Genomic DNA, 20,396 nt, shown 5'->3' with positions numbered 1-20,396 from the left:
CCGCGGGTGTGGACGCGCCGGCTCACACCGCCGCCGGCGCGTCCAGCCCGTGCGCCTCGCGGATCACGTCGACGAACTCGCCCATGATCCCGGTCAGCGAGTACGACTTCGGCGTCACGACGCGGTGCACGCCGAGGCGCTGGAGCTGCTCCGCGTCCTTCGGCGGGATGATGCCACCGACGACCACCGGGATGTCCTCGGCGCCCGCACGGGCCAGCCCGTCGAGCACGGCGGGGACGACCTCGAGGTGCGAGCCCGACAGCACCGACAGGCCCACGACGTGCACGCCCTCCTGCACGGCCGCCGCGACGATCTCGGCGGGCGTGAGCCGGATGCCCTGGTAGATCACCTCGAAGCCCGCGTCGCGGGCGCGTACGGCGATCTGCTCGGCGCCGTTGGAGTGCCCGTCGAGACCCGGCTTGCCGACGAGCATGCGCAGCGACGCCGTGCCCATCTCCTCGGCGGTCGCCTTGACGCGGGCGCGCACCGCGGTCAGGTCCTCGGGCGCCTCCCCGGCGCCCGAGGACGCCCCGGACACCCCGGTCGGCGCCCGGTACGAGCCGAAGACGTCGCGCAGCGCCCCCGCCCACTCGCCGGTGGTGACCCCGGCGCGGGCGCACGCGAGCGTCGCCTCCATGAGGTTCTCGTCGGTGGTCGCGGCCTCGCGCAGGCGGTCGAGCGCCGCGTCCGCGACGACCTGGTCGCGGCCCGAGCGCCACTCCTGCACGGCCTTGGCGGCCTCGTCCTCCACCGACCTGTCGACGGTGAAGATCGCGTCGGCGCCCTCGGCCTGCAGCGGGCTGGGCTCGGTGGAGGTGAACTTGTTGACGCCCACCACGACGTCCTCGCCGGACTCCAGGCGCATCCGCCGCTGCGCGAGCGACGAGACGAGCTGCGACTTCATGTAACCGGAGTCGACGGCGGGCACGGCGCCGCCCATCTCGGCGACCTTGGCCATCTCGGCGCGCGCCCCCTCGACGATGGCGGCCGTCTTGGCCTCCATGACGTGCGAGCCCGCGAAGATGTCGTCGTGGTCGAGCAGGTCGGTCTCGTAGGCCAGCACCTGCTGCATCCGCAGCGCCCATTGCTGGTCCCACGGCCGGGGCAGGCCGAGCGCCTCGTTCCACGCCGGCAGCTGCACCGCGCGGGCCCGGGCGTCCTTCGACAGCGTCACCGCGAGCATCTCCAGCACGATGCGCTGGACGTTGTTCTCCGGCTGGGCCTCGGTGAGCCCCAGGGAGTTGACCTGCACGCCGTAGCGGAAGCGCCGCATCTTGGCGTCGTCGACGCCGTAGCGCTCGCGGCACAGCTCGTCCCAGAGCTGCGAGAACGCCCGCAGCTTCGCGATCTCCTCGATGATGTGCAGGCCCGCGTTGACGAAGAACGAGATGCGCCCGACGACCTGGCCGAAGTCGTCCTCGGGCACCTGGCCCGAGTCGCGGACCGCGTCGAGCACCGCGATCGCCGTCGAGAGCGTGTAGGCGACCTCCTGCGTCGGCGTCGCCCCCGCCTCCTGCAGGTGGTAGCTGCAGATGTTGATCGGGTTCCACTTGGGGACGTTCGTGTAGGTCCAGGCGATCATGTCGGTGATCAGCCGGACGCTCGGCCCGGGCGGGAACGCGTAGGTCCCGCGGGAGAGGTACTCCTTGACGATGTCGTTCTGGGTGGTGCCCGCGAGCTTCGCCCGGTCGGCGCCCTGCTCGTCGGCGACGGTGACGTAGAGCGCGAGCATCCACATCGCCGTGGCGTTGATCGTCATCGAGGTGTTGGCCTCGTCGAGCGGGATCCGGTCGAACAGCGCCCGCATGTCCCCGATGTGCGACACGGGCACGCCGACCTTCCCGACCTCACCCTTGGCGAGCTCGGCGTCGGGGTCGTACCCGGTCTGCGTGGGCAGGTCGAACGCGACCGAGAGGCCGGTCTGCCCCTTCTCCAGGTTGCGCCGGTAGAGCTCGTTCGACGCGCGCGCCGACGAGTGGCCGGCGTAGGTGCGCATGACCCAGGGCCGGTCGCGGGCGTCGTCGCTGGGGTAGGGCACGTGGGACCTCCTCATCGTGTCACCTGGCAGCATCGCGTCACCTGCCGGATGACCCGCTGATGTTACCGACGGGTCCGGCCCGCGGGGCGGCCGACGGGATGCCGTCAGCCACAGGATCGGTCAGGATGGTCGGGTCCGGAGGAGACACACATGATCGGCTCGATCGGCGAGATCCTGATGGCGATCTCGCTCATGATCTTCATCGCCGGGCTGCTGCGGTGGACGTTCGGCCGTGGCCCGCAGGGCGCGCTGCCCGACGAGAACGGCGATCTCGGCCTGCTCGAGACCGTCGCCGTGGTGCCCACCCGCGAGGCCGCCGACGTGCTCGTCGGCAAGCTGGCCCGCGAGAAGGTGCGGGTGACGGTCAGCCACCGCGAGGACGGCTGGGCGCTGCTGGCCTTCCCCCGCGACGCGAACGACGCCCGCCTGGTGCTGCACGCACTGTGAGTGATCTTCGGGGCGATAGCCCCGAACTTCACTCACGAGGGAATCAGCGCACCGGCGGCGCGACCACCCGGTGGATGCCGCCGCCGAGGGCGGCGAGGTTCTCGACGAACAGCGGGTAGCCGCGGTCGATGTGGGCGACGTCCCAGACCTCGGTCTCCCCGTCGGCGCACAGCCCGGCGAGAACGAGCCCGGCGCCCGCGCGGATGTCGGACGCCCAGACCGGCGCCGACGAGAGCCGCCGCACGCCACGGACGACGGCGTGGTGGCCGTCGGTGCGGGCGTCGGCGCCCAGCCGGACCATCTCCTCGACGAACCGGAACCGGCCCTCGAACACGTTCTCGGTGATCATGGAGGTGCCCTCGGAGATGGCGGAGAGCGCGATCGCCATCGGCTGGAGGTCGGTGGCGAAGCCCGGGTAGGGCAGCGTCACCCAGTCGACGGAGCGCGGACGGCTCCCCATGACGACCCGGAAGCCCTCCTCCTGCGCGCTGACCTCGGCGCCCGCCTGCGCGAGCCGGTCGAGCACGAGGTCGAGGTGATGGGGGTCGACGCCGCGCACGGTGACGTCCCCGCCGGCCATGGCCGCGGCGAAGCCCCAGGTGGCGCCCACGATGCGGTCGCCGATCACCCGGTGGTTCGTGGGCGTGAGCGCCCCGCCGCCGTGCACGGTGAGCGTCGACGTACCGCCGCCCTCGATCTTGGCGCCCATCTGCTGGAGCATCGTCACGAGGTCGACGATCTCGGGCTCGCGCGCGGCGTTGTCGATCACGGTCGTGCCGTCGGCGAAGACGGCGGCCATGAGGATGTTCTCGGTGGCCCCGACGCTGGGGAAGTCGAGCCAGATCTGGGCGCCGCGCAGCGTCTCGGCGTCCGCGACCACGCACCCGTGGGAGATCTCGCTCGACGCCCCGAGCAGGCGCAGTCCCGCCTGGTGCATGTCGAGGGGCCGCGAGCCGATGGCGTCGCCACCCGGCAGGGGCACCACCGCGCGACGGCAGCGGGCGACGAGCGGCCCGAGCACGCACACCGAGGCCCGCAGCCGCGAGACCGAGCGGTAGTCGGCCTCGGAGGTGAGATCGGCCGGCACATCGATCGTCACCGTCGCGCCGGCGACGTCGACCGTGCAGCCGAGGCTGCGCAGGACGTCGGCCATCAGCGGGACGTCGAGGATCTCGGGGCAGTTCGTCAGGATCGTCCGGCCCTCGGCCAGCAACGCCGCCGCCATGAGCTTGAGCACGCTGTTCTTGGCGCCGACGACGTCGACGGCCCCGGACAGCGGGCCCGAGCCGCGCACCACGAAGTGCTCGTTCATCGCGACAGGACGCTACCCGTCGGCCCGGAGCGCACCGTCGGCGGCGCCGGTGCGGGCCCCCTTCTCCGACGCGGGGCCGCGCCGCGGCGCCGCGGGACGACCATCGAGGTCCCGGTCTCCGGTCCTCCGCGCACCTCGCCGCGTCCCTAGACTGACGCCGTGGCCGTACACCTGACCCGGATCTACACGCGCACCGGCGACGACGGGACGACGGGCCTGTCGGACTTCTCGCGCGTGCCCAAGACCGACCCGAGGCTCTCGGCCTACGCCGACTCCGAGGAGGCGAACGCCGCGATCGGCGTCGCGCTCTCCGTCGGGTCGCCGCCGGAGGCGATCGTCGCGCCGCTGCGCCAGATCCAGAACGACCTCTTCGACGTCGGCGCCGACCTCGCCACCCCGGTGATCGAGAACCCGGAGTACCCGCCGCTGCGCGTCACCGAGCGCCAGATCGAGCGGCTCGAGGGCTGGTGCGACGAGTTCAACGAGGATCTCCCCAAGCTCGACTCGTTCATCCTGCCCGGGGGCACCCCCGCGGCCGCGTACCTGAACATCGCGCGGGTGGTCACCCGTCGCGCCGAGCGCAGCACCTGGGCCGTCATCGCGGCCGACCCCGACCGGACGAGCACGCTTCCCGCGCACTACCTCAACCGGCTCTCGGACCTGCTGTTCATCCTCGGGCGCGTGGCCAACCCGGGCGGCGACGTGCTCTGGGTGCCGGGCGGGCCGGAGGAGCAGCGCTAGAGCTCCCCTCAACCGAACGCCTGCCCCTCACCGCGGTAGGTCGGGGTGGTGAGCACGATCCGGTCGCCCCGGATCCCGTGGTACTCGGTGACGTGCTCGGCGAGCTCGCCGGCCTTGGCGTGGCGCATCCACACGCGGTCGCCGAGCGCCGGGAGCCGGTGGCCCGTCACCGGCGTCTGCACCTCGCCGGCCCCCTCGGTGCCGGTCAGCACCAGATCGCCGGGGCCGAACGGGGTCGGCAGCCGCGATGCGGCCGCGGGACCCGAGGCCACCCAGCCCCCACCGGCCAGAGTGGCGTGGCGGCCGTCGGGGCGGCGCACCACCGGGAGCGCGTAGGCGACGGCGGGCCGCGGGTGCATGCGGGTGTAGCCGTCGAAGAGCGTCGAGCCGATCAACGCCGAGCCCGCCGCGATCTCGGTGACCGACGGGTCGGCGCGGGTGGTCTCGACGCTGCCGCTGCCGCCGCCGTTGACGAACTCCAGGTCGGCGACCTCCCGCACCGCGCGCACCACCGCGCCGCGGCGCTCCGCCAGCTCGGCGGCGGACCGTCGCTGCATCCACCGGACCGCCGCGTCGCGGGCCCGCGAGCCGGTGGCGTCCGGCACCCCGGCGATCTGCCCCTCGTAGGCCATGAGCCCGACGAGCCGGAAGGCCGGGCGCGCCGCGATCGCCCGGGCGAGCCGGGCGGCGTCGGCGGCCGTGTGCACCGGTGACCGGCGGGCGCCGACGTGCACGCCGGGCACGGGACGCCAGGCGGCGTCGAGGTCGAGGCACACGCGCAGCTCGGGGTGCCGGGCGCCGACGACGCCCTCGACCAGGTCGAGGTGCTCGACGGAGTCGACCATGATCGTCACCCGGGCCCGCGCGTGCTCGTCGCCGGCGAGCCGGCAGAGCGCCGCGCGGTCGACGGTCGGGTAGCCGACGAGGACGTCGCCGGCAGTGCTGTTCCCGACGTGCCAGAGCGCCTCGCGCAGCGCGTAGCACATCAGTCCCGTGACGCCCGGCCGCTCGACCGCGCGCTCGATGAGGGCGCGGCACCGCAGGGACTTGGTGGCCGGCCGGATCGGCAGCCCCGCCGCCCGCGCGACGAGGTCTTCGAGGTTGGCGTCGAAGGCGTCCAGATCGACGATCGCGAAGGGCGGGTCGAGGTCGGCGGTCGCGCGATCCCAGCGATCGATCACAGCGGCGACGCTACGGTGCCGAGGTGACTCGCGGTACGTGGCGGAACTGGGCCGGGACGGTGGTCGCCACCCCGTCCCAGGTGCACCTCCCCCGGTCCGTCGACGACGTCGTCGCCGCGGTGCACGCCGCCCGGGGCTCGCACCTGCGGCCCCGCGGCAGCGGCCACTCGTTCACCGCGCTCGCCGCCACCGACGACCACGCGATCGACCTGCGGCAGTGGACGGGCATCGACTCGCTGGACACCGCGAGCCGGCGCGTCCGGGTGCGCGCCGGCACCACCCTGCGCGCCCTCAACGCCGCGCTCGACGCGCACGGACTGGCGCTGGCGAACCTCGGGGACATCGACGCCCAGACCGTCGCCGGAGCCGTCGCCACCGGCACGCACGGCACCGGCGCCCGGCTCGGCGGGCTCGCCACGCAGATCACCGCGCTCGACCTCGTGCTCGCCGACGGCACACCCGTGCACGCCGACGCCGCCGAGCGCCCCGAGCTGTTCGCCGCCGCCCGCGTCGGGCTCGGCGCGCTGGGCGTCGTCACCCACGTGACCCTGCAGGCCGTGCCCGCCTTCACCCTGCGGGCGAGCGAGCGCCCGGAACCGCTGGACGAGGTGCTCGGCGACCTCGACGGCCTGCTCACCGGCGCCGACCACGTCGAGTTCTACTGGTTCCCGTACGGCGACCACGCCCTGGTCAAGCGCCACCACCGCGTGCCGGCCGACGAGGCGCCGCCGCCTCTGCACCCGGTGCGGCGTTTCGTGGAGTACGACCTCGTCGAGAACGCCGCCTTCGGGGCCCTGTGCCGGGTCGGTCGCGCGCTGCCCCGCACAGTCGTCCCGCTGGGTCGCGTCGCCGGCGCGGTGCTCTCGGCCCGCGAGTACGGCGACCGCTCGTACCGGGTGTTCACCACGACGCGCCGAGTCCGGTTCGTGGAGTCGGAGTGGGCGCTGCCTCGCGCGCGCCTCGGCGAGGTGCTCGCCGAGCTCCGCGCCCTCGTGTCCCGTCTCGAGCACCCCGTGCTCTTCCCCGTCGAGGTGCGCGTCGCCGCCGCCGACGACGTCTGGCTCTCGACCGCCCACGGCCGTGACACCGCCTACGTCGCGATCCACCAGTACGTCGGCGCGCCGTACCGGGCGTACTTCGCGGCGTTCGGCGACGTCGCCGCGGCCGCGGGCGGGCGTCCCCACTGGGGCAAGGAGCACCACCTCGACGCCACCGACCTGGCCCAGCGCTACCCACGCTTCGACGACTTCCGCCGCGTGCGCCGCGACGTCGACCCCATCGGCCTGTTCGCGAACGACCACCTCGACCGAATTCTGGGCCCGGTCTGAGCCTCGCCGCCGACGAGGGGCACGTCCGGCAGGTCCGCGCGCCCGACGATCATGCGAGACGTGCCTCTCGCGAAGGCGCGTTGCTCACGCCGGCGTCCGCGCCCGGGGACCTGTCCCGGTCCACGGGAATGCTTCGGTTTCCGAAGCATTGCTGCTCGGGCGGCACCGCCTCCGAGGCCCGACTCACCCCAGGCGGATCGCGTCCGCCATCCCGACGACCACCTCGCGGTCGCCCTGGTAGGGCTCGCGGCCGTGGGCCGTGCGGATGTTGTCGACGACCATGACGTCCCCCGCCTGCCACGGCTCGCTCACGGTGTGGGCGGCGTACGCATTGTTGATCAGGTTCACCACGTCCTCGCCGATCGGCTCGCCGTTGCCGAAGCGTGTGGTGAACGGCAGCCCGTCGGGTCCGTAGGACTCGACGAGGTACTCGCGGATGTCGGGGTCGAGCGTCCACTCGTTGAGGAAGGCGACCTGGTTGAACCAGCAGGGGCGTCCGTCGACGGGGTGACGCACCACGGCGCGGCGGCGCTGACGGGTGCTCAGGCTGTCGCCGTTCCAGCTGAACTCGATGCCCTGGCTCCGGCAGTAGTGCTCGACGGCGCCCCGGTCGCTGGTGCCGAAGGCCTCGGCCCACGACGCGCCGATCTCGTCGTTGTAGTTGCGGACCAGCAGCCAGCCCTCGTGCTCGAGCCGCGCCACCAGCGCCGGCGGCAGCGCCTGGAGGACCGCCGAGGCGTCGCCGACCGGGGTGGCACCGCCGGCGGCGGGCGGGATCAGGCAGGCGAAGAACATGAAGGCGGGCGGGTCGGGCAGGTAGCTCAGCTCGTTGTGCAGGCACATCTGCTGGGTTGCCGGCCACTGGGTGGACGAGTACAGCCCGTTCCCGAGCGGGGTGCGGGGCGCGAAGGCCTCGCGCTCGGGCAGCAGGCCGTTCGCCGAGAGACGGGCGAACACGGCGGCCGTCTGCGGGTGGTCACGGACGCCGAGACCGCGGATCATGACCACGCCGTGGCGGGCGACGATCTGTCGCACGTCGTTGCGGAAGTGCGCCGCCCAGCCGACCGGGTCGGGACCGGGGTTCACCCACAGGATCGGGGGACGGCCGGGACGGAGGTCGAGGTTGCCGGCGGCGGGCTGGTGCATCGTGGACGACATGGTGACTCCGGTCGGGATCGAGCTGTCTGGCTGGGGCTGGGCGGGCTGCGGTGGTGCTGGGCGGGATCAGGCGGTGGACGCCGGCGGGGCGGTGGGCAGGTTGTCGGGCAGGACGTGACGGCCGGTGAGACGGGCCCGGGCGCCGTAGTGCTCCTCGCGCCAGAGCGGGGCGTAGACGGTCTCGAGGTAGCGCTCGCCGGAGTCGGGCGCGAGGGTCACGGCGGTCATGCCGGGCCACCCGTTCCGGCCCATCCAGTCGGCGGCACCCGCGACGACCGTGCCGGTCGAACCGCCGAACAGGAACCCGCGCATCGCGAGGCGCTGGCACATCCGCAGGGTCTCGGTCTCGGGGACGATGACGACGTCGTCGATCATCGAGCGGTCGAGCGCCGGCGGGGTCATGCCCATGCCCAACCCCGGGATACGGCGGGACGCGGCCGGGCCGCCGAAGCTCACCGAGCCCTCGACGTCGATGGCGACGATCTTGACGTCGGGGCGGTGCTGCTTGAACCACCGGGCGGTGCCCATCAGCGTCCCGCAGGTGCCCGCGCCGACGAACACGACGTTGACGTGGGGGAACGTCCGGGCGATGGCGGGTCCGGTCTGGGCGTAGTGGGCGCCCGCGTTGGCCGGGTTCTCGTACTGGTTCAGCCACACCGCGTCGGGGTTCTCCGCGCAGATCGAGTCCAGGTGCTCGAGGCGGGCGCCGAGCAGGCCGGTCTCGGGGTGGGGCTTGTCGACGACGTGGACCTCGCCGCCGAACGCCTCGATGAGCTTGCGCGTCTGCATGTTGCAGCGGTCGTCGGTGACGCAGATGAAGCGGTAGCCGTAGTTCGCGCAGACCATCGCCAGCGCGACGCCGAGGTTGCCCGACGACGACTCGACGACGATCGACCAGGGGTTGAGCCGCCCTTCGGCCTGGGCCGCGCCGATCATCGAGGCCGCGGCCTTCAGTTTCACGGAGCCCGCGAAGTTCATGCCCTCGACCTTGAGGAACAGCGACTTCTCGACGATCGCGCGCAGGTCCACGAAGAGGTCGTCGGTGTTGTACTGCTGGGGCGCGGAGATGATGGTCATGGCGACCTCCTCGGTTTCGCTGTCGTCGTTCCGGAGTGGCTCCAAGGATGGGCCGGGCCGGGCCGCGTCGACATCGCCGCGCGGCCACCCTTGCCACTGCTCGGGGTCAGGGTTCTGTCACCGCGGAGCAAGGGTGGGCGTGGCATCGGGACGGCGTTCATCGTGAGCTCCCGTTCAGCCGGCGGCGGGCGTCAGGAGCACCGCGACGTACACGGCGGACGCGACGACCAGCGCCACGAGGAGGACGGACAGGACGATCCACAGCGCCTTCCGCAGGAGGCGTCGCCGGTCGGGCGACGCCGACGGGGCCGGGTCGGCGGAGGGCGCCGGATCGGGGGCCGGACCCGCCACCGTCACGGTCCGGGGCTGGTCGACCCGCAGGTCGGACGTGGGGTCCGCGGGGGCGGGCGTGCGCGCCGGTGGCGCGCCGGCCCCGGCCGGCCGGCCTCCTCCCGGCGACCCGCCCGTCGCGCGTCGGGCCCCGCTCCCCACCGGCGGTTGCCCCGGCGCCCAGCCCGGGCGCATCGCCGTCCGGGGCGGGCCACCGGGACCCCGGGGTGGGGCGGGGGTCGGGGCGGCGCCCGTCGCCGGCCGCGCCGTGGGCCGGAGAACCGCCGTGGCGTCGACCGGGACCGCGTGGCCCGCGCTCGTGGCCGGCACGACCGTGGTGGGCACCTCGATCGGCGCGGAGGCGGGCGACTGCTGGGTGCCGCCCCGGCGGGGCACGGCGCGCGCCTCGGGTTCCGTCTCGCTCCGGCGCCACTGCGCCGTGGTGGGGGTCGACGGCACCGCACGGCCGGCGCCGGCGTCGAGCGCCGCCCGGGCCGCGGCGGCGAGCTCACCCGCGCTGGCGGGCCGCTTCGCGGGGTCCTTGGCCAGACCCGCGGCGATCAGGGCGTCGAAGGCCGGGTCGAGGCCGGGAACCGAGCGCGACGGCGTGGGCGGGGTCCAGGTCAGGTGCGCCGTCATCAGCTCGACGGGCTCGTCGATCGGGAAGGGCCTGCTCCCGGTGAGGCACTCGAACAGGAGACACGCCAGCGCGTAGACGTCGATCCCGAGCCCGCCCTCGCCCGAGAAGCGCTCGGGGGCCATGTAGTCGAGGCTCCCGATCAGCACGCGGGTGCCGGTCAGCGGCGCGCTCTCGTCACCCCCCACCGAGCGGGTGATCCCGAAGTCGACGAGGTAGACGAAGTCGTGGGCGCCGACCCCGTCGTCGATGAGGACGTTCGACGGCTTCACGTCGCGGTGGATCAGGCCCGCGTGGTGGGCGGCGTCCAGCGCGGACGCGACCTGCTCCACGATCGCCACCGCGCGCGCGGGCGGGAGCCGACCCTCGGTCTCGAGGATCTTCTCGAGATCGGCGCCCCCGACGAGTCGCATGTCGAGGAACAGCCGCCCGTCGATCTCCCCGTACGAGTGGATCGGGATGACGTGCGGGCTGCGCAGGCGCGCGACCAGCTTGGCCTCCCGGCGGAAGCGACGCTGGTACTCGTCGTCGCCGGCCGCCTCGGCCACCAGACGCTTGAGGGCGACGACCCGGTCGTGGTCGGTGTCGTGGGCCTCGTACACCTCACCCATTCCGCCGCGGCCGACCACGCGGAGTAACTCATATGGCCCAAACCGCTCGGTCACCCGAGGTACCCCCCTCCGGTCAGTCGACGCTGATGACACTATGTCGCAACGACCCCCGAACGTGATAGACCGTCTGGCGTACTCTCACTCGAATGTGACGGTCGGTGACCGCCGCCGGAGGGTGCGGCGGCGTCTCGGGCCCGTGTCGAGGAGGAGAGGCATGACCGGCGACGGGGCGCGCGCGCCGAGCTTCCTCGAGGTGTGGCGGCCCGGCGGTGTCGAGGTGGTCCTGCTCGACGGGCCGACGATGACCATCGGGCGCGACGAGGGCAACGGGGTCGTGCTCGACCACGACCGCCAGGTGTCGTCCCTGCACGCCGTGCTGCAGTCCTACGGGGCGGGCTGGGCGATCCGCGACCTCGGCAGCACGAACGGCACCGTCGTGGCGGGCGAGCGGCTCATCGCCGAGCGCGCCCTGCGTCACGGTGACGCGATCCAGGTCGGGTCGACGCGGCTGGTGTTCCGTGGTCCGGCGGGCCGCGCGGCGCCCACGACCGCACCGCACCGGCCCCCGGAGCTCACCCGCCGCGAGCGGGACGTCCTCGTCGCCCTGTGCCGGCCACTGTTCTCGGGTGCGGTGTTCACCGAGCCCGCCACAGCCCGCGCCGTCGCCACGGAGCTCGTCGTCTCCGAGGCCGCGGTCAAGCAGCACCTGCTGCGCCTGTACGACAAGTTCGGCCTGGACCCCGCGAGCACCCGGCGCCGCGTCGAGCTCGCCAACGCGGCACTGGAGCGGGGTGCGGTCACCCCCGGCGAGCTCACCTGAGCCCACCCGGGCCGCCCTAGCCGTACCGCTTGAGCTCGTGGAAGAAGTCGTCGACCACGTGCAGGCCGCCGGTCTTCTGGACGTGGTCGTACACGTCCTTGCCCAGCGCGAGGTCGAGGATGCCGAGGCCGAACGGCGAGAACACGACGGTCCGGTCGGTCGGCAGCGTGATCCGTTCCTCCAGGACGTCACCCAGCGTCCCGTCGACGTGGTCGCGGTTGCCGGTCTCCTGCTCCACCAGGTGCACCGAGGTGTTGGCGCGCAGGCAGTGGTCGACGTCGTCGACGATGTTCGTCGACGCCTGGATGACCTCGGTGCCGAGGTCGCGCAGCGAGACGTGGAGCACCAGCGGGTGGTGGTCGAACCACGCCGGGTCGTGCACGTGGGGCGTCCCGGCCACCGTGGCGAAGACGACCAGGTCGCTGCCCCGGATCAGCGACTCGGCGTCGTCGTGGACGGTGATCGTGCCCGTGCCCTCCTGCGTCTCGAGGTAGCCGCGGAAGCCCTCGGCGCTCTCCGTCTTGAGGTCGAACACGCCGGTCTCGTCGAACGTCCAGCCGGTCGCCGCGAGGTAGGTGTGCAGGTACCGGGCGATGAGCCCCACGCCGAAGAAGCCGACGCGACGGGGCCGCTCCCGGCCGCGGGTCAGCCGGTCGGCGGCCAGCGCCGCCGACGCCGAGGTGCGGCTCGCGTTGATGATCGAGGCCTCGAGGCAGGCGAAGGGATAGCCCGTGTCGTGGTCGTTGAGGATCAGCACGGCCGAGGCGCGGGGCACCCCCGCCGCCACGTTCTCCGGGAAGCTCGAGACCCACTTGATCCCGTCGACGTTCACGTCGCCGCCGACGGACGCCGGGAGCGCGATGATGCGCGAGGTCGGGCGGTCGGAGAACGTCAGGAAGTACGACGGCGGGTTGTGGGTCCGGCCGGCGTCGTGGAGCCGGTAGGTCTCCTCCATGAGGGCGACGACGTCGGGTTCCCGTCCCCGCAGCGCCTCCCCCACCTGTGCGCCCGGGATCACCGCGAACGGCGGCACCGTCACCGACATGAGTGGCTCCTTCGCAGTCGTCTTCTCGGGGTCTTCTGGGGTGTCACGACGAGGGGGCGAGGCCGGACGGCTGCAGGCGGACGGTCGGCGCCTCGTCCTCGGCCACGGGGGCGGGCCCGGGGGTCGGTGCGGGTGCGGGTGCGGTCGTGCTGTCGATGAGCGCGGCGAGGTCGGCGAGCACGGGGTGCCGCACGATGTCCGGCAGGCTCACGGCCTTCTTCAGCCCGACGGCCATCTTCACCGCGAGCAGCGACGAGCCACCGCGGTCGAAGAAGTGGGTGTCACGGCCGATCGCCGACACGTCGACGCCCAGCAGCGGCGCCCAGACCGCGGCCACCCGCGCCTCGGTGGGCGTGAGGGGGGTCGCGTCGGCGTCGGCGTCGGGGGCCTCGGGCTCGTCGAGGGCGAGCGCGAGCGCCGTCAGTGCCTTGCGGTCGATCTTCCCGTTCGGGGTGAGCGGCAGGGTCTCCTGGTGGTGCAGCACCGGCGGGACCATGAAGGCGGGCAGCGCCGCGCCGAGGGTCGTGCGCAGCACCTCGGTCTCCACCGGCGCGGCGGCGCCGTAGAAGCCGACCAGCTGCTTGCCGCGCCCCGGCCGCTCGGCGACGACCACCGAGGCGTCGCGCACGCCGGGCGCGCGCAGCAGGGTGTTCTCCACCTCGCCGATCTCGATGCGGAAGCCGGAGATCTTCACCTGGTGGTCGCGGCGCCCGAGGAAGTCGAGCTTCCCGTCGGGCAGCCAGCGCCCGTGGTCGCCGCTGCGGTAGAGCCGCTCGCCGGGGCGCAGCGGGTCGGACACGAAGGCCTTCGCGGTCCGGTCGGGGTCGTTGACGTAGCCGCGGCCGACGCACACCCCGGAGAACACGATCTCCCCCGGCGCGCCGAGCGGGACCGGGTTCAGCGCCTCGTCGACGACGTAGACGCGGACGTTGGGGACGGCCGGTCCGAGCGGCACGCGCTCGCCGGCGGGCACCTCGGTGAGGATCTCGTGATTGGTGTCGTCGCAGGTCTCGGTCAGCCCGTAGGCGTTGACCACCGCGACGTCGGGACGCACGGAGAACCAGCGCGCCACCAGCTCCTTCTTGACGGCCTCGCCGGTGACCGCGATGCGCTTCAGCGCGGGCAGCACCTCGGCCGCCGGGACGTCCTGCTGCTCGAGGTAGGACACGACGACGTCGAGGTAGGACGGCACGAGCTGGGCGACCTCGACCCGCCGGCGGGCCAGGAGGTCGACGAAGGACGGGACGTCGAGGATCGTCTCCTGCTCGACGAGGACGGTGGTGCCGCCCACCAGCCACGGCGCCACGAGCTGCCAGAGCGAGATGTCGAAGCACTGCGGGGCGGTCTCGGTGACCACCGTGCCCTCGGTGATCCCGAGGTCCTCGATCTTCGCGTAGAGGTGGTTGACCATCCCCGCGTGCTCGCACATGGCGCCCTTCGGCTCGCCGGTGGAGCCGGAGGTGAAGTACAGGTAGGCGAGCCGGTCGCCGGCGATCTCGACCCGCGGGACCGCGTCCCCGTGCTCCTCCGCGACGGCGTCGTCGACGAGCAGGCGCTCGGGAGCCGCTGCGCCGAGGCTCGCCAGCGCCTCGTCGAGCGTCGTGGTGCTGCCCCGCTCGCCGAGCACCAGCCGGGCCTGGGCCCGCGTCAGCACGGTGGCGATGCGGTCGGGCGGGAAGTGGGGTTCCAGGGGCAGGTACGCGGCGCCGGCCTTGAGGATGCCGAGCACGCTCGCCGCCCAGTCGAGCGTCCGCTCGGCGACCACCGCGACGATGCCCTCGGGGGGCAGGCCGCGGGCCAGCAGTGCGCGCGCGATCCGGTCGGTGACCTCGTCGAGCTCGCGGTAGGTCCACGACCGGTCGCCGTGCCGCACGGCGACGCGGTCGGGGTCGGCAGCGGCCCGCGCCCGGATGATCTCGTGCGCGGGGAGATCGGGACGCTGGCGCTCCGGGCCGGCGAGGCCGTCGACCTGGTAGGCCAGCTCCTCGGGGCCGACGAGTCCCGCCGCCCCGGGCGCCGCGTCCGGGTCGGCGCACAGCTGCCCGAGGGCGGTGAGGTGGTAGCCCGCGATCCGCTCGGCGGCCTCGGCGTCCAGGTCGCCCGGGCGGTGGACGACCCGCAGCAGGTCGCCCGCGGGGCGGTCGACCCGGAACACGGTGTCGTCCGCGAGGAGGGCGTTCTCCCCCGAGCCCCCCGGAGCGGCCCCGAGCCCCAGGACGGTCTCGGGCCAGAGCCCCGCCAGGTCGCGTCGCGCCCGGGCCAGGGCGGCCGCCTCGTCGGCGTGGTCCGCGGCCGTCAGGGAGGTCACCGCCGCGGCCGCGTCCGCGACCAGGGCCCGCCACGACGCGACGTCGGTGTCGAGGCGGCACGGCAGGGTCCGGTCCGTGACCGCGACCCCGGCGAGGACCTCGGGCTCGGCGGTGAGCGCCGCGAGGACGCGGGCGTGCGCCGCGAGCAGCAGGGCCTCGGGGCCGACGCCGAGGGCCTCGGCCTGCGCGGAGACCGCGGCGGCCAGCTCGACCGGGACGGCGACGGCGGTCGCGACGGGTCCGTCGCCCGACGTCCCGGGGGTGCGGCTCCACCGCGGCACGGCGGTGGCCCCGCTCGCCAGGACGGCACGCCAGCGGGTGTCGTCGGTGACTGCGCACGTCGTGGCCTGGGTCATGGGTCCGTCCGTCCTCGGGGTTCGGGGTCAGTCGCTGCCGCGGGCGGGGTTGCCGCCCCAGGACTCCCCCGGCGGCACCTCCTCGCCCTTCATCAGGAAGGTGTCGGGGGCGAGGATCGCGTCGTCGCCGATCGTCGTGCCGTAGTGCACGAAGGAGGAGACGCCGAGCGTGACGCGGTTCCCGATCACCACGTGGTCGGACTTGAACCCGCCGTCCTCCTGCGAGTGGCACTGGACGACGCAGCCCTCGCCGAGCGTGACGTCGTCGCCGATCGTCGTGAACCCCTTCTCGGTGAGGTTGACGCCGTCGTCGAACACCCGTGCGCCGATGCGGACCCCGAGCAGGCGCCAGACCAGGGGCTTGAACGGCGTGCCGTTGAACAGCTGCACCCAGTCGGGCGCGGGGACCTTCCAGTAGCGCTCGTGGCGCAGGAACGCGGGGTCGTAGATCGAGCAGCCCTGCGGCGCGAGCGACTTCAGGGGCGAGAGGACGCGCTCCACCAGCGCGAACCAGCCGACCAGCAGGACGAGGCCGACCAGCTCGGCGAGGACGACCTCGCCCGGCCCCGCCTGGATCGGCAGCGAGGCGATCACCGCGACGCTCACGAGCGTCAGGTAGAGGAAGAACCACCGCACGAGCAGGTGCAGCGCCATCGAGACGCCGTTGTGCCGGTTCTTGCGGCGCAGCGAGGCGGCCAGCTCCTGCGGGTCGGCGACGTCGAGGGCGCTGTCGCGGGCGACGGTCCGCGGGATCTCGAAGCTCGGGGAGCCGAGCAGGCCCACCCCCTGGCGGACCGGTCCGTGCAGCGGGACCTGCACCTTCGTCGCGAGCAGGCAGTCGTCGCCGGTGCGGCCCTGGGGCGGGTAGGCGATCTTGTTGCCGAGGAAGTTGTTCGCCCCGATCGCCGTGCGCGAGACGCGGAACGACGTCGCCGAGTACTCGGCGTTCATCACCGACAGGCCGTCGGCGACCACGGTGCCGCGCCCCACGCTGGTGAGGAAGGGGTTCTCGTGCGCGACCGCCATCCCGAAGTTCGAGCCGGTCTGCTCGATGGGACGGAGCCGGTACCCGATGAGCACGAGGTAGTGGGCGATCGCGGAGCTGTCCCCGAACAGCTCGACGAAGGCCTTGACGTTGGTCAGGGTCCCGATGGATCGGTGCAGCCAGTAGCGGACCCCGTAGAGCGGGTAGACGACGTCGGGGCGGACCCCGAGCGCGAACAGCCGCGGCACCGTCGTGCTCACGACCAGACCGAGCACCAGCGCACCGAAGTAGAGCAGGCCGCTGAGCGCGAGGAGGTCCAGGTGGAATCCCACGGTGGCGAGCGCGCCGGGAGCGGGCGCGAGCAGGGCGGCGAACTGCGGCACGAGCGAGTACAGCGCGCCGGCGATCACGAGGGCGGCGGGCGAGGCCACGGCGAGGACGAACACGCCGAGCACGGTCGAGTACAGCACCCGGCGCGAGCGACTGCCGGGGGCGGGCGGCACCGCGGGCAGCGGGCCGTCGGCACGGCGTCCGGGCGAGCCGTGCCAGACCTCCCCCGCAGGGATCGCCTGCCCGGCGTGCAACGACGAGCTGTGGGCGAGCGACGCCCCGTCGCCGACGGCGGTGCGCACGTCGAGCACCGTCGCCTCGCCGACGAAGGCGCCCGCGCCGATGCTGACCCCGCCGATCTCGATCCGGCCGTCGTGCGCGCGGTAGCACGCGACGACGCTCTCCTTCCGGACGAGGCTGCCGTCGCCGATGCTGAACAGGTCGGTGCACACCGGCACCTGGCTCGAGAGGTAGACGACGTCGCGGCCGACCTTCGCCCCCAGCGCGCGGAGGTAGAGCGTGAACGCGGGCGTCCCGGCGAACAGCACCATCGGACTGGAGCGGACCAGCGTCTTGACCACCCAGAACCGGAGGTAGGCGGGGCTCCACACGCGGATCGAGCCGGGCTGCCAGCGCCCGATCAGCGCCCACTTCGCGGCGATCGGCACCACGGACAGCGTCACGAACCCGATGACCCCGGCGAGGAGGGCGGGGACGTACCCGGCCACGAGTCCGGTCGCCGCCGTCACCGCCTCGAAGCCCCAGGTGAGGATGACGGCGGCGATGTAGCTGTAGGCCAGCACGCAGGCCAGCTGCGCCGCGCCGCAGAGGACGAACGCGGCCGTGGTCGCGCGCGGACCGGTGGGCTCCTCGGTCTCGGTGGCCGGGGGGCCCGGGGGCCCGGAGCGGACACGGTCGGGGTCCGCGCCGCCGTCGAGCGCCGCGGTCAGGCTCGCGATGGTCGGGTTCCGGTACACGTCGGGCATCCCCACCGACGGGAGGTCGTCGCGCTTGCGCGTACGGGCGCAGAAGCGGGCCATCAGCAGCGAGTCCGCGCCGAGCTCTTCGAAGAAGTTCGCGTGGGGCGGCACGTCGGGGCGCTCGAGGATCTCGGCGAGCACCGCGCCGAGCCCGGAGGTCGTGCGCGCCGCGCCGGAGCCGTCGGACTTCTTCGGGGTGGGCGCGAGGGCCACGGAGAGCTTCGCCAGCGTCGGGTGCTGGTAGATGTCCTGCATCGCCGCCGACGGCAGGTCGGGGTGCTTGCGGATCCGGGCGCAGAAGCGCGCCATGAGCAGGGAGTCGGCACCCAGGTCGTCGAAGAAGTTGCCGTCCCTCGGCACGTCGGGGCGCCCCAGGATCTCGACGAGGATCTCCCGCAGGAGCGCCTCGGTGGCGCCGGCCGCCGGGGCCGCGGAGGACGGTGCGCTCGCCGCAGGCGTTGACGGTGCCGCCGGGCCACCGGGCCGGCCCGACGTCGGCGGTCGGACGCCCGGTCCGGCGGATCCCGGCCCGCTCGGACCCTGTCGCCCGGGCGCACCGGGGCGGGCGGGCGCGCCCGGTGGGACGGGGCCGCCCTGTCGCAGGGGCGGGCCCCAGCGCGGGGGCGCGGCCGATCCTCGGGCTCCGGGAAGCCCGGATCCGGGGGTCGCGGGCCCGGGAGTGCCGGGTCCCGGGGTCGCGGGCCCGGGAGGCGTGGGACGCCGCCCGGGCGGGGTCTGGGGCCGGAACGCCCGGGGGGCCGCCGGGGGCGGCGTCGCCCGGACCGCGGTCGTCGGCGCGTCGACCGCGTTCGGCGGAGCGGACGTGGGTGTGGGTGCCGGTGCGGCCCCGGGATGCCGGTGCGGGGTCGTCCCCTGGCCGGCGTCCTCGACCGCGTCCGGCGCGGGTGCGGGATGCGGCGCCGTCCCCTCGGGCGCGACGTCGTCGACCGACCCTGCCCGGGCCTCCTCCGCCGGGGCCTCCTCCGCCGGGGCCTCCTCCGGCGGGACCACCTCCGCCGGGGCGTCCGCCGCCGGCTCGGCCTCGTCGACGGACGGAGCCGGCAGGGTCATCACGGTCGTGCGGTTCGACCGGCGGGGCGCGGGCCGCGGCGGCGGTCGCACCCCGGACGGCGGGATCCGTTCCCCCCGTCCGCCGGCGCCGTCCAGCCGCGCGATGCGTTCGACGTCGCCCGCGGGCGTGATCCGGCCGAGGTCGCCGGTGCGGAACATCAGGCCCGCACCCCGGCCGGGGGTGGAGGGGCCGGGTGCCGGGACGAAGGCCTCCGCGGTGAGGTCCCGGCGCCCGACGTAGCCGCGCGCCACACCGGGACCGGTGATGGCGATCTCGCCGATCCCGCCGGCGGGCAGGACGCGCCGCGGGTCGGCGGGGTCGGCGATGACGACGCCGTAGCCGGGCAGCGGGCGCCCGAGGGTGGCCGGACGGTCGGGACGGAGCTCGGTGCCCAGGGAGGCGACCGTGGTCTCGGGGGCACCGTGCAGCCCGACGATCCGGCGGCCGCTCCGGTGCCACCGGGCGAGCAGCGCCTGCGGGCGGTCGGTGCCGGACAGCAGGAGCAGGCGCAGATCCGGCAGCGTCTCCTCCACGCCGTCGAGGTCCTCGGCGCTCGCGCGCAGGACCGTGACGCGCTGGTCGCGCAGGTGGCGCCCGAGCTCGGCGCCGCGCAGCCGCGGCCCCGCCGGCGCGGTGACGACGGTGGCCCCGCACGACCAGGCGAGCCACGTCTCGAGGACCGCGAGGTCGGAGCCCGCACGGGGGTCGTGGTGGACGCGGTCCTGGGACCCGATCTGGAGGAGCCCTGCCGCCCCGCGCAGGAAGGCGGCCGCCGCCTCGTGCCCGACGGCCGTGGCGCGCAGGCCGCCGTGGGCCCCGCCGGAGCGGTCGGCGGCGTGGACCACGACGTAGGCGGGCTTGTCGGCGACCGAGCCGCGCTCGGCCGCGGTCAGCCGCTGCGCGTCCTCCGTGTCGACCCGGGCGCGGACGCGGTCGAGATAGATGGCGTCGACATCGGACCTGTCGAGCCGTGACGCCTCGTCGGTCGTGGTGAGCACGACGCCGGCGCCGGCCGCCTCAAGCACGGCCGCCAGCGCCACGTCGGGGAGCCGGGCGTCGAGCGGGACCCAGACGGCACCGATCCGCGCGACCGCGAGCTGGGCGACGAGGGCGTCCTCGGGACGAGCGAGCAGGAGCGCCACCCGGTCGCCCGCGGCGATCCGGCGCCGCCGCAGGTAGCGCGCCAGCCGCACGGCGGCGGTCTCGAGCGCCACGTAGGACATCGGGCCGTCGGCCGTCTCGACGGCGTTGCTGGTCGCCCGGCCGTGGCGGCGGAGCTCATCGCAGGTCCGCTCGACGAGCCGGTCGATCCGCTCGTCGGCGGGCGCGGGCGCCGGACCGGCCCCGGACCCCGGACCGGGACCGGGACGACGTCGCGACCCCGTCCACCGGCGCCGCGTCGCCGGCGGCACGGGGGGCGCCGAGGCGACGCCGTGCGTTGCGCCGGCGACCATCGCGACCCCCACGTTCGTCCCGTGACCCTCTGCGCAGGCGCGCACCCGGACCCCGGCATCGTCACGTACAGGAGTCTCGTCGCACACCGTCATCACTCGAATGAAGTAATAGCCCGGCGAACATTCCGCGGACCGACCGCAGCGAGCGGTGAGTCGGACACCCTCGGTGATCCTTACCCGACGGT

Annotated in this window: 13 protein-coding genes; 4 read left to right on the top strand and 9 right to left on the bottom strand. The window is 74.3% G+C overall.

Annotation, left to right across the window (positions count from 1 at the left end; all coding sequences use genetic code 11):
* Nucleotides 1-22: 22 nt before the first annotated feature.
* Nucleotides 23-2,038, bottom strand: a complete 2,016-nt coding sequence (locus PH189_RS14010; protein WP_274189416.1) for a protein meaA — start codon at nt 2,036-2,038, stop codon at nt 23-25.
* Between the two features lie 150 nt (nt 2,039-2,188).
* Here PH189_RS14010 and PH189_RS14005 point away from each other — a divergent pair, with 150 nt between their 5' ends.
* A complete protein-coding gene (locus PH189_RS14005) occupies nt 2,189-2,485 on the top strand; it encodes a hypothetical protein (protein WP_274189415.1) in 297 nt (98 codons plus the stop codon).
* Nucleotides 2,486-2,528: 43 nt separating this feature from the next.
* Here PH189_RS14005 and murA read toward each other — a convergent pair whose 3' ends face one another.
* Nucleotides 2,529-3,797, bottom strand: a complete 1,269-nt coding sequence (gene murA, locus PH189_RS14000) for a UDP-N-acetylglucosamine 1-carboxyvinyltransferase (protein WP_274189414.1) — start codon at nt 3,795-3,797, stop codon at nt 2,529-2,531.
* A 159-nt stretch (nt 3,798-3,956) separates the two neighbouring features.
* Between murA and PH189_RS13995 the strand changes: the two genes are divergently transcribed.
* A complete protein-coding gene (locus PH189_RS13995) occupies nt 3,957-4,538 on the top strand; it encodes a cob(I)yrinic acid a,c-diamide adenosyltransferase (RefSeq protein WP_274189413.1) in 582 nt (193 codons plus the stop codon).
* A gap of 8 nt (nt 4,539-4,546) precedes the next feature.
* On the opposite strand, the gene PH189_RS13990 is transcribed toward PH189_RS13995, so the two are convergent.
* Nucleotides 4,547-5,719 (bottom strand): alanine racemase, encoded by a 1,173-nt coding sequence (locus tag PH189_RS13990; RefSeq protein ID WP_274189412.1) that lies wholly within the window; start codon nt 5,717-5,719, stop codon nt 4,547-4,549.
* 23 nt (nt 5,720-5,742) lie between these two features.
* Here PH189_RS13990 and PH189_RS13985 point away from each other — a divergent pair, with 23 nt between their 5' ends.
* Nucleotides 5,743-7,047 carry a D-arabinono-1,4-lactone oxidase gene (locus PH189_RS13985; RefSeq protein WP_274189411.1) on the top strand — a complete coding sequence of 435 codons (1,305 nt, stop codon included), beginning with the start codon at nt 5,743-5,745 and terminating at the stop codon, nt 7,045-7,047.
* 183 nt (nt 7,048-7,230) lie between these two features.
* Here PH189_RS13985 and PH189_RS13980 read toward each other — a convergent pair whose 3' ends face one another.
* The 3 genes from PH189_RS13980 to PH189_RS13970 form a co-directional block, all read right to left on the bottom strand.
* Entirely contained in the window at nt 7,231-8,205 is a 975-nt protein-coding gene (locus PH189_RS13980) for a TauD/TfdA family dioxygenase (protein WP_274189410.1), read from the bottom strand.
* Nucleotides 8,206-8,271: 66 nt separating this feature from the next.
* On the bottom strand, nt 8,272-9,282 hold the full coding sequence (gene sbnA / locus PH189_RS13975; RefSeq protein WP_274189409.1) for a 2,3-diaminopropionate biosynthesis protein SbnA: 1,011 nt from the start codon (nt 9,280-9,282) through the stop codon (nt 8,272-8,274).
* 174 nt (nt 9,283-9,456) lie between these two features.
* Nucleotides 9,457-10,914, bottom strand: coding sequence for a serine/threonine-protein kinase (locus PH189_RS13970; protein ID WP_274189408.1), 1,458 nt, complete (start codon nt 10,912-10,914; stop codon nt 9,457-9,459).
* 160 nt (nt 10,915-11,074) lie between these two features.
* Between PH189_RS13970 and PH189_RS13965 the strand changes: the two genes are divergently transcribed.
* Complete coding sequence (locus PH189_RS13965; protein WP_274189407.1) at nt 11,075-11,680, top strand: FHA domain-containing protein; 606 nt, start codon at nt 11,075-11,077, stop codon at nt 11,678-11,680.
* Nucleotides 11,681-11,696: 16 nt separating this feature from the next.
* On the opposite strand, the gene sbnB is transcribed toward PH189_RS13965, so the two are convergent.
* The 3 genes from sbnB to PH189_RS13950 are packed head-to-tail and all read right to left on the bottom strand — an operon-like array spanning nt 11,697 to nt 20,223.
* The gene (gene sbnB / locus PH189_RS13960; RefSeq protein WP_274189406.1) at nt 11,697-12,725 is read right to left on the bottom strand and encodes a 2,3-diaminopropionate biosynthesis protein SbnB; all 1,029 of its coding nucleotides are present in this window, start codon (nt 12,723-12,725) and stop codon (nt 11,697-11,699) included.
* Nucleotides 12,726-12,768: 43 nt separating this feature from the next.
* Nucleotides 12,769-15,390, bottom strand: a complete 2,622-nt coding sequence (locus PH189_RS13955; protein ID WP_274189405.1) for an amino acid adenylation domain-containing protein — start codon at nt 15,388-15,390, stop codon at nt 12,769-12,771.
* A 27-nt stretch (nt 15,391-15,417) separates the two neighbouring features.
* Nucleotides 15,418-20,223, bottom strand: coding sequence for a Pls/PosA family non-ribosomal peptide synthetase (locus tag PH189_RS13950; RefSeq protein ID WP_274189404.1), 4,806 nt, complete (start codon nt 20,221-20,223; stop codon nt 15,418-15,420).
* Between the last annotated feature and the right edge of the window lie 173 nt (nt 20,224-20,396).

It is taken from the genome of Actinomycetospora chibensis (assembly GCF_028737215.1).
In the GTDB taxonomy this organism is placed as follows: Bacteria; Actinomycetota; Actinomycetes; order Mycobacteriales; family Pseudonocardiaceae; genus Actinomycetospora; species Actinomycetospora chibensis.
The sequence above is the reverse complement of the archived record's forward strand: the minus strand, read 5'-3'. Positions and strand labels throughout refer to the sequence as shown.

Bases quoted from the DNA above. Each gene is read 5' to 3' on its own strand.
- sbnB (WP_274189406.1), bottom strand. From the start codon at position 12,725: ATGTCGGTGACGGTGCCGCCGTTCGCGGTGATCCCGGGCGCACAGGTG.
- PH189_RS13955 (WP_274189405.1), bottom strand. From the start codon at position 15,390: ATGACCCAGGCCACGACGTGCGCAGTCACCGACGACACCCGCTGGCGT.
- murA (WP_274189414.1), bottom strand. From the start codon at position 3,797: ATGAACGAGCACTTCGTGGTGCGCGGCTCGGGCCCGCTGTCCGGGGCC.
- PH189_RS13965 (WP_274189407.1), top strand. From the start codon at position 11,075: ATGACCGGCGACGGGGCGCGCGCGCCGAGCTTCCTCGAGGTGTGGCGG.
- PH189_RS13980 (WP_274189410.1), bottom strand. From the start codon at position 8,205: ATGTCGTCCACGATGCACCAGCCCGCCGCCGGCAACCTCGACCTCCGT.
- sbnA (WP_274189409.1), bottom strand. From the start codon at position 9,282: ATGACCATCATCTCCGCGCCCCAGCAGTACAACACCGACGACCTCTTC.
- PH189_RS14005 (WP_274189415.1), top strand. From the start codon at position 2,189: ATGATCGGCTCGATCGGCGAGATCCTGATGGCGATCTCGCTCATGATC.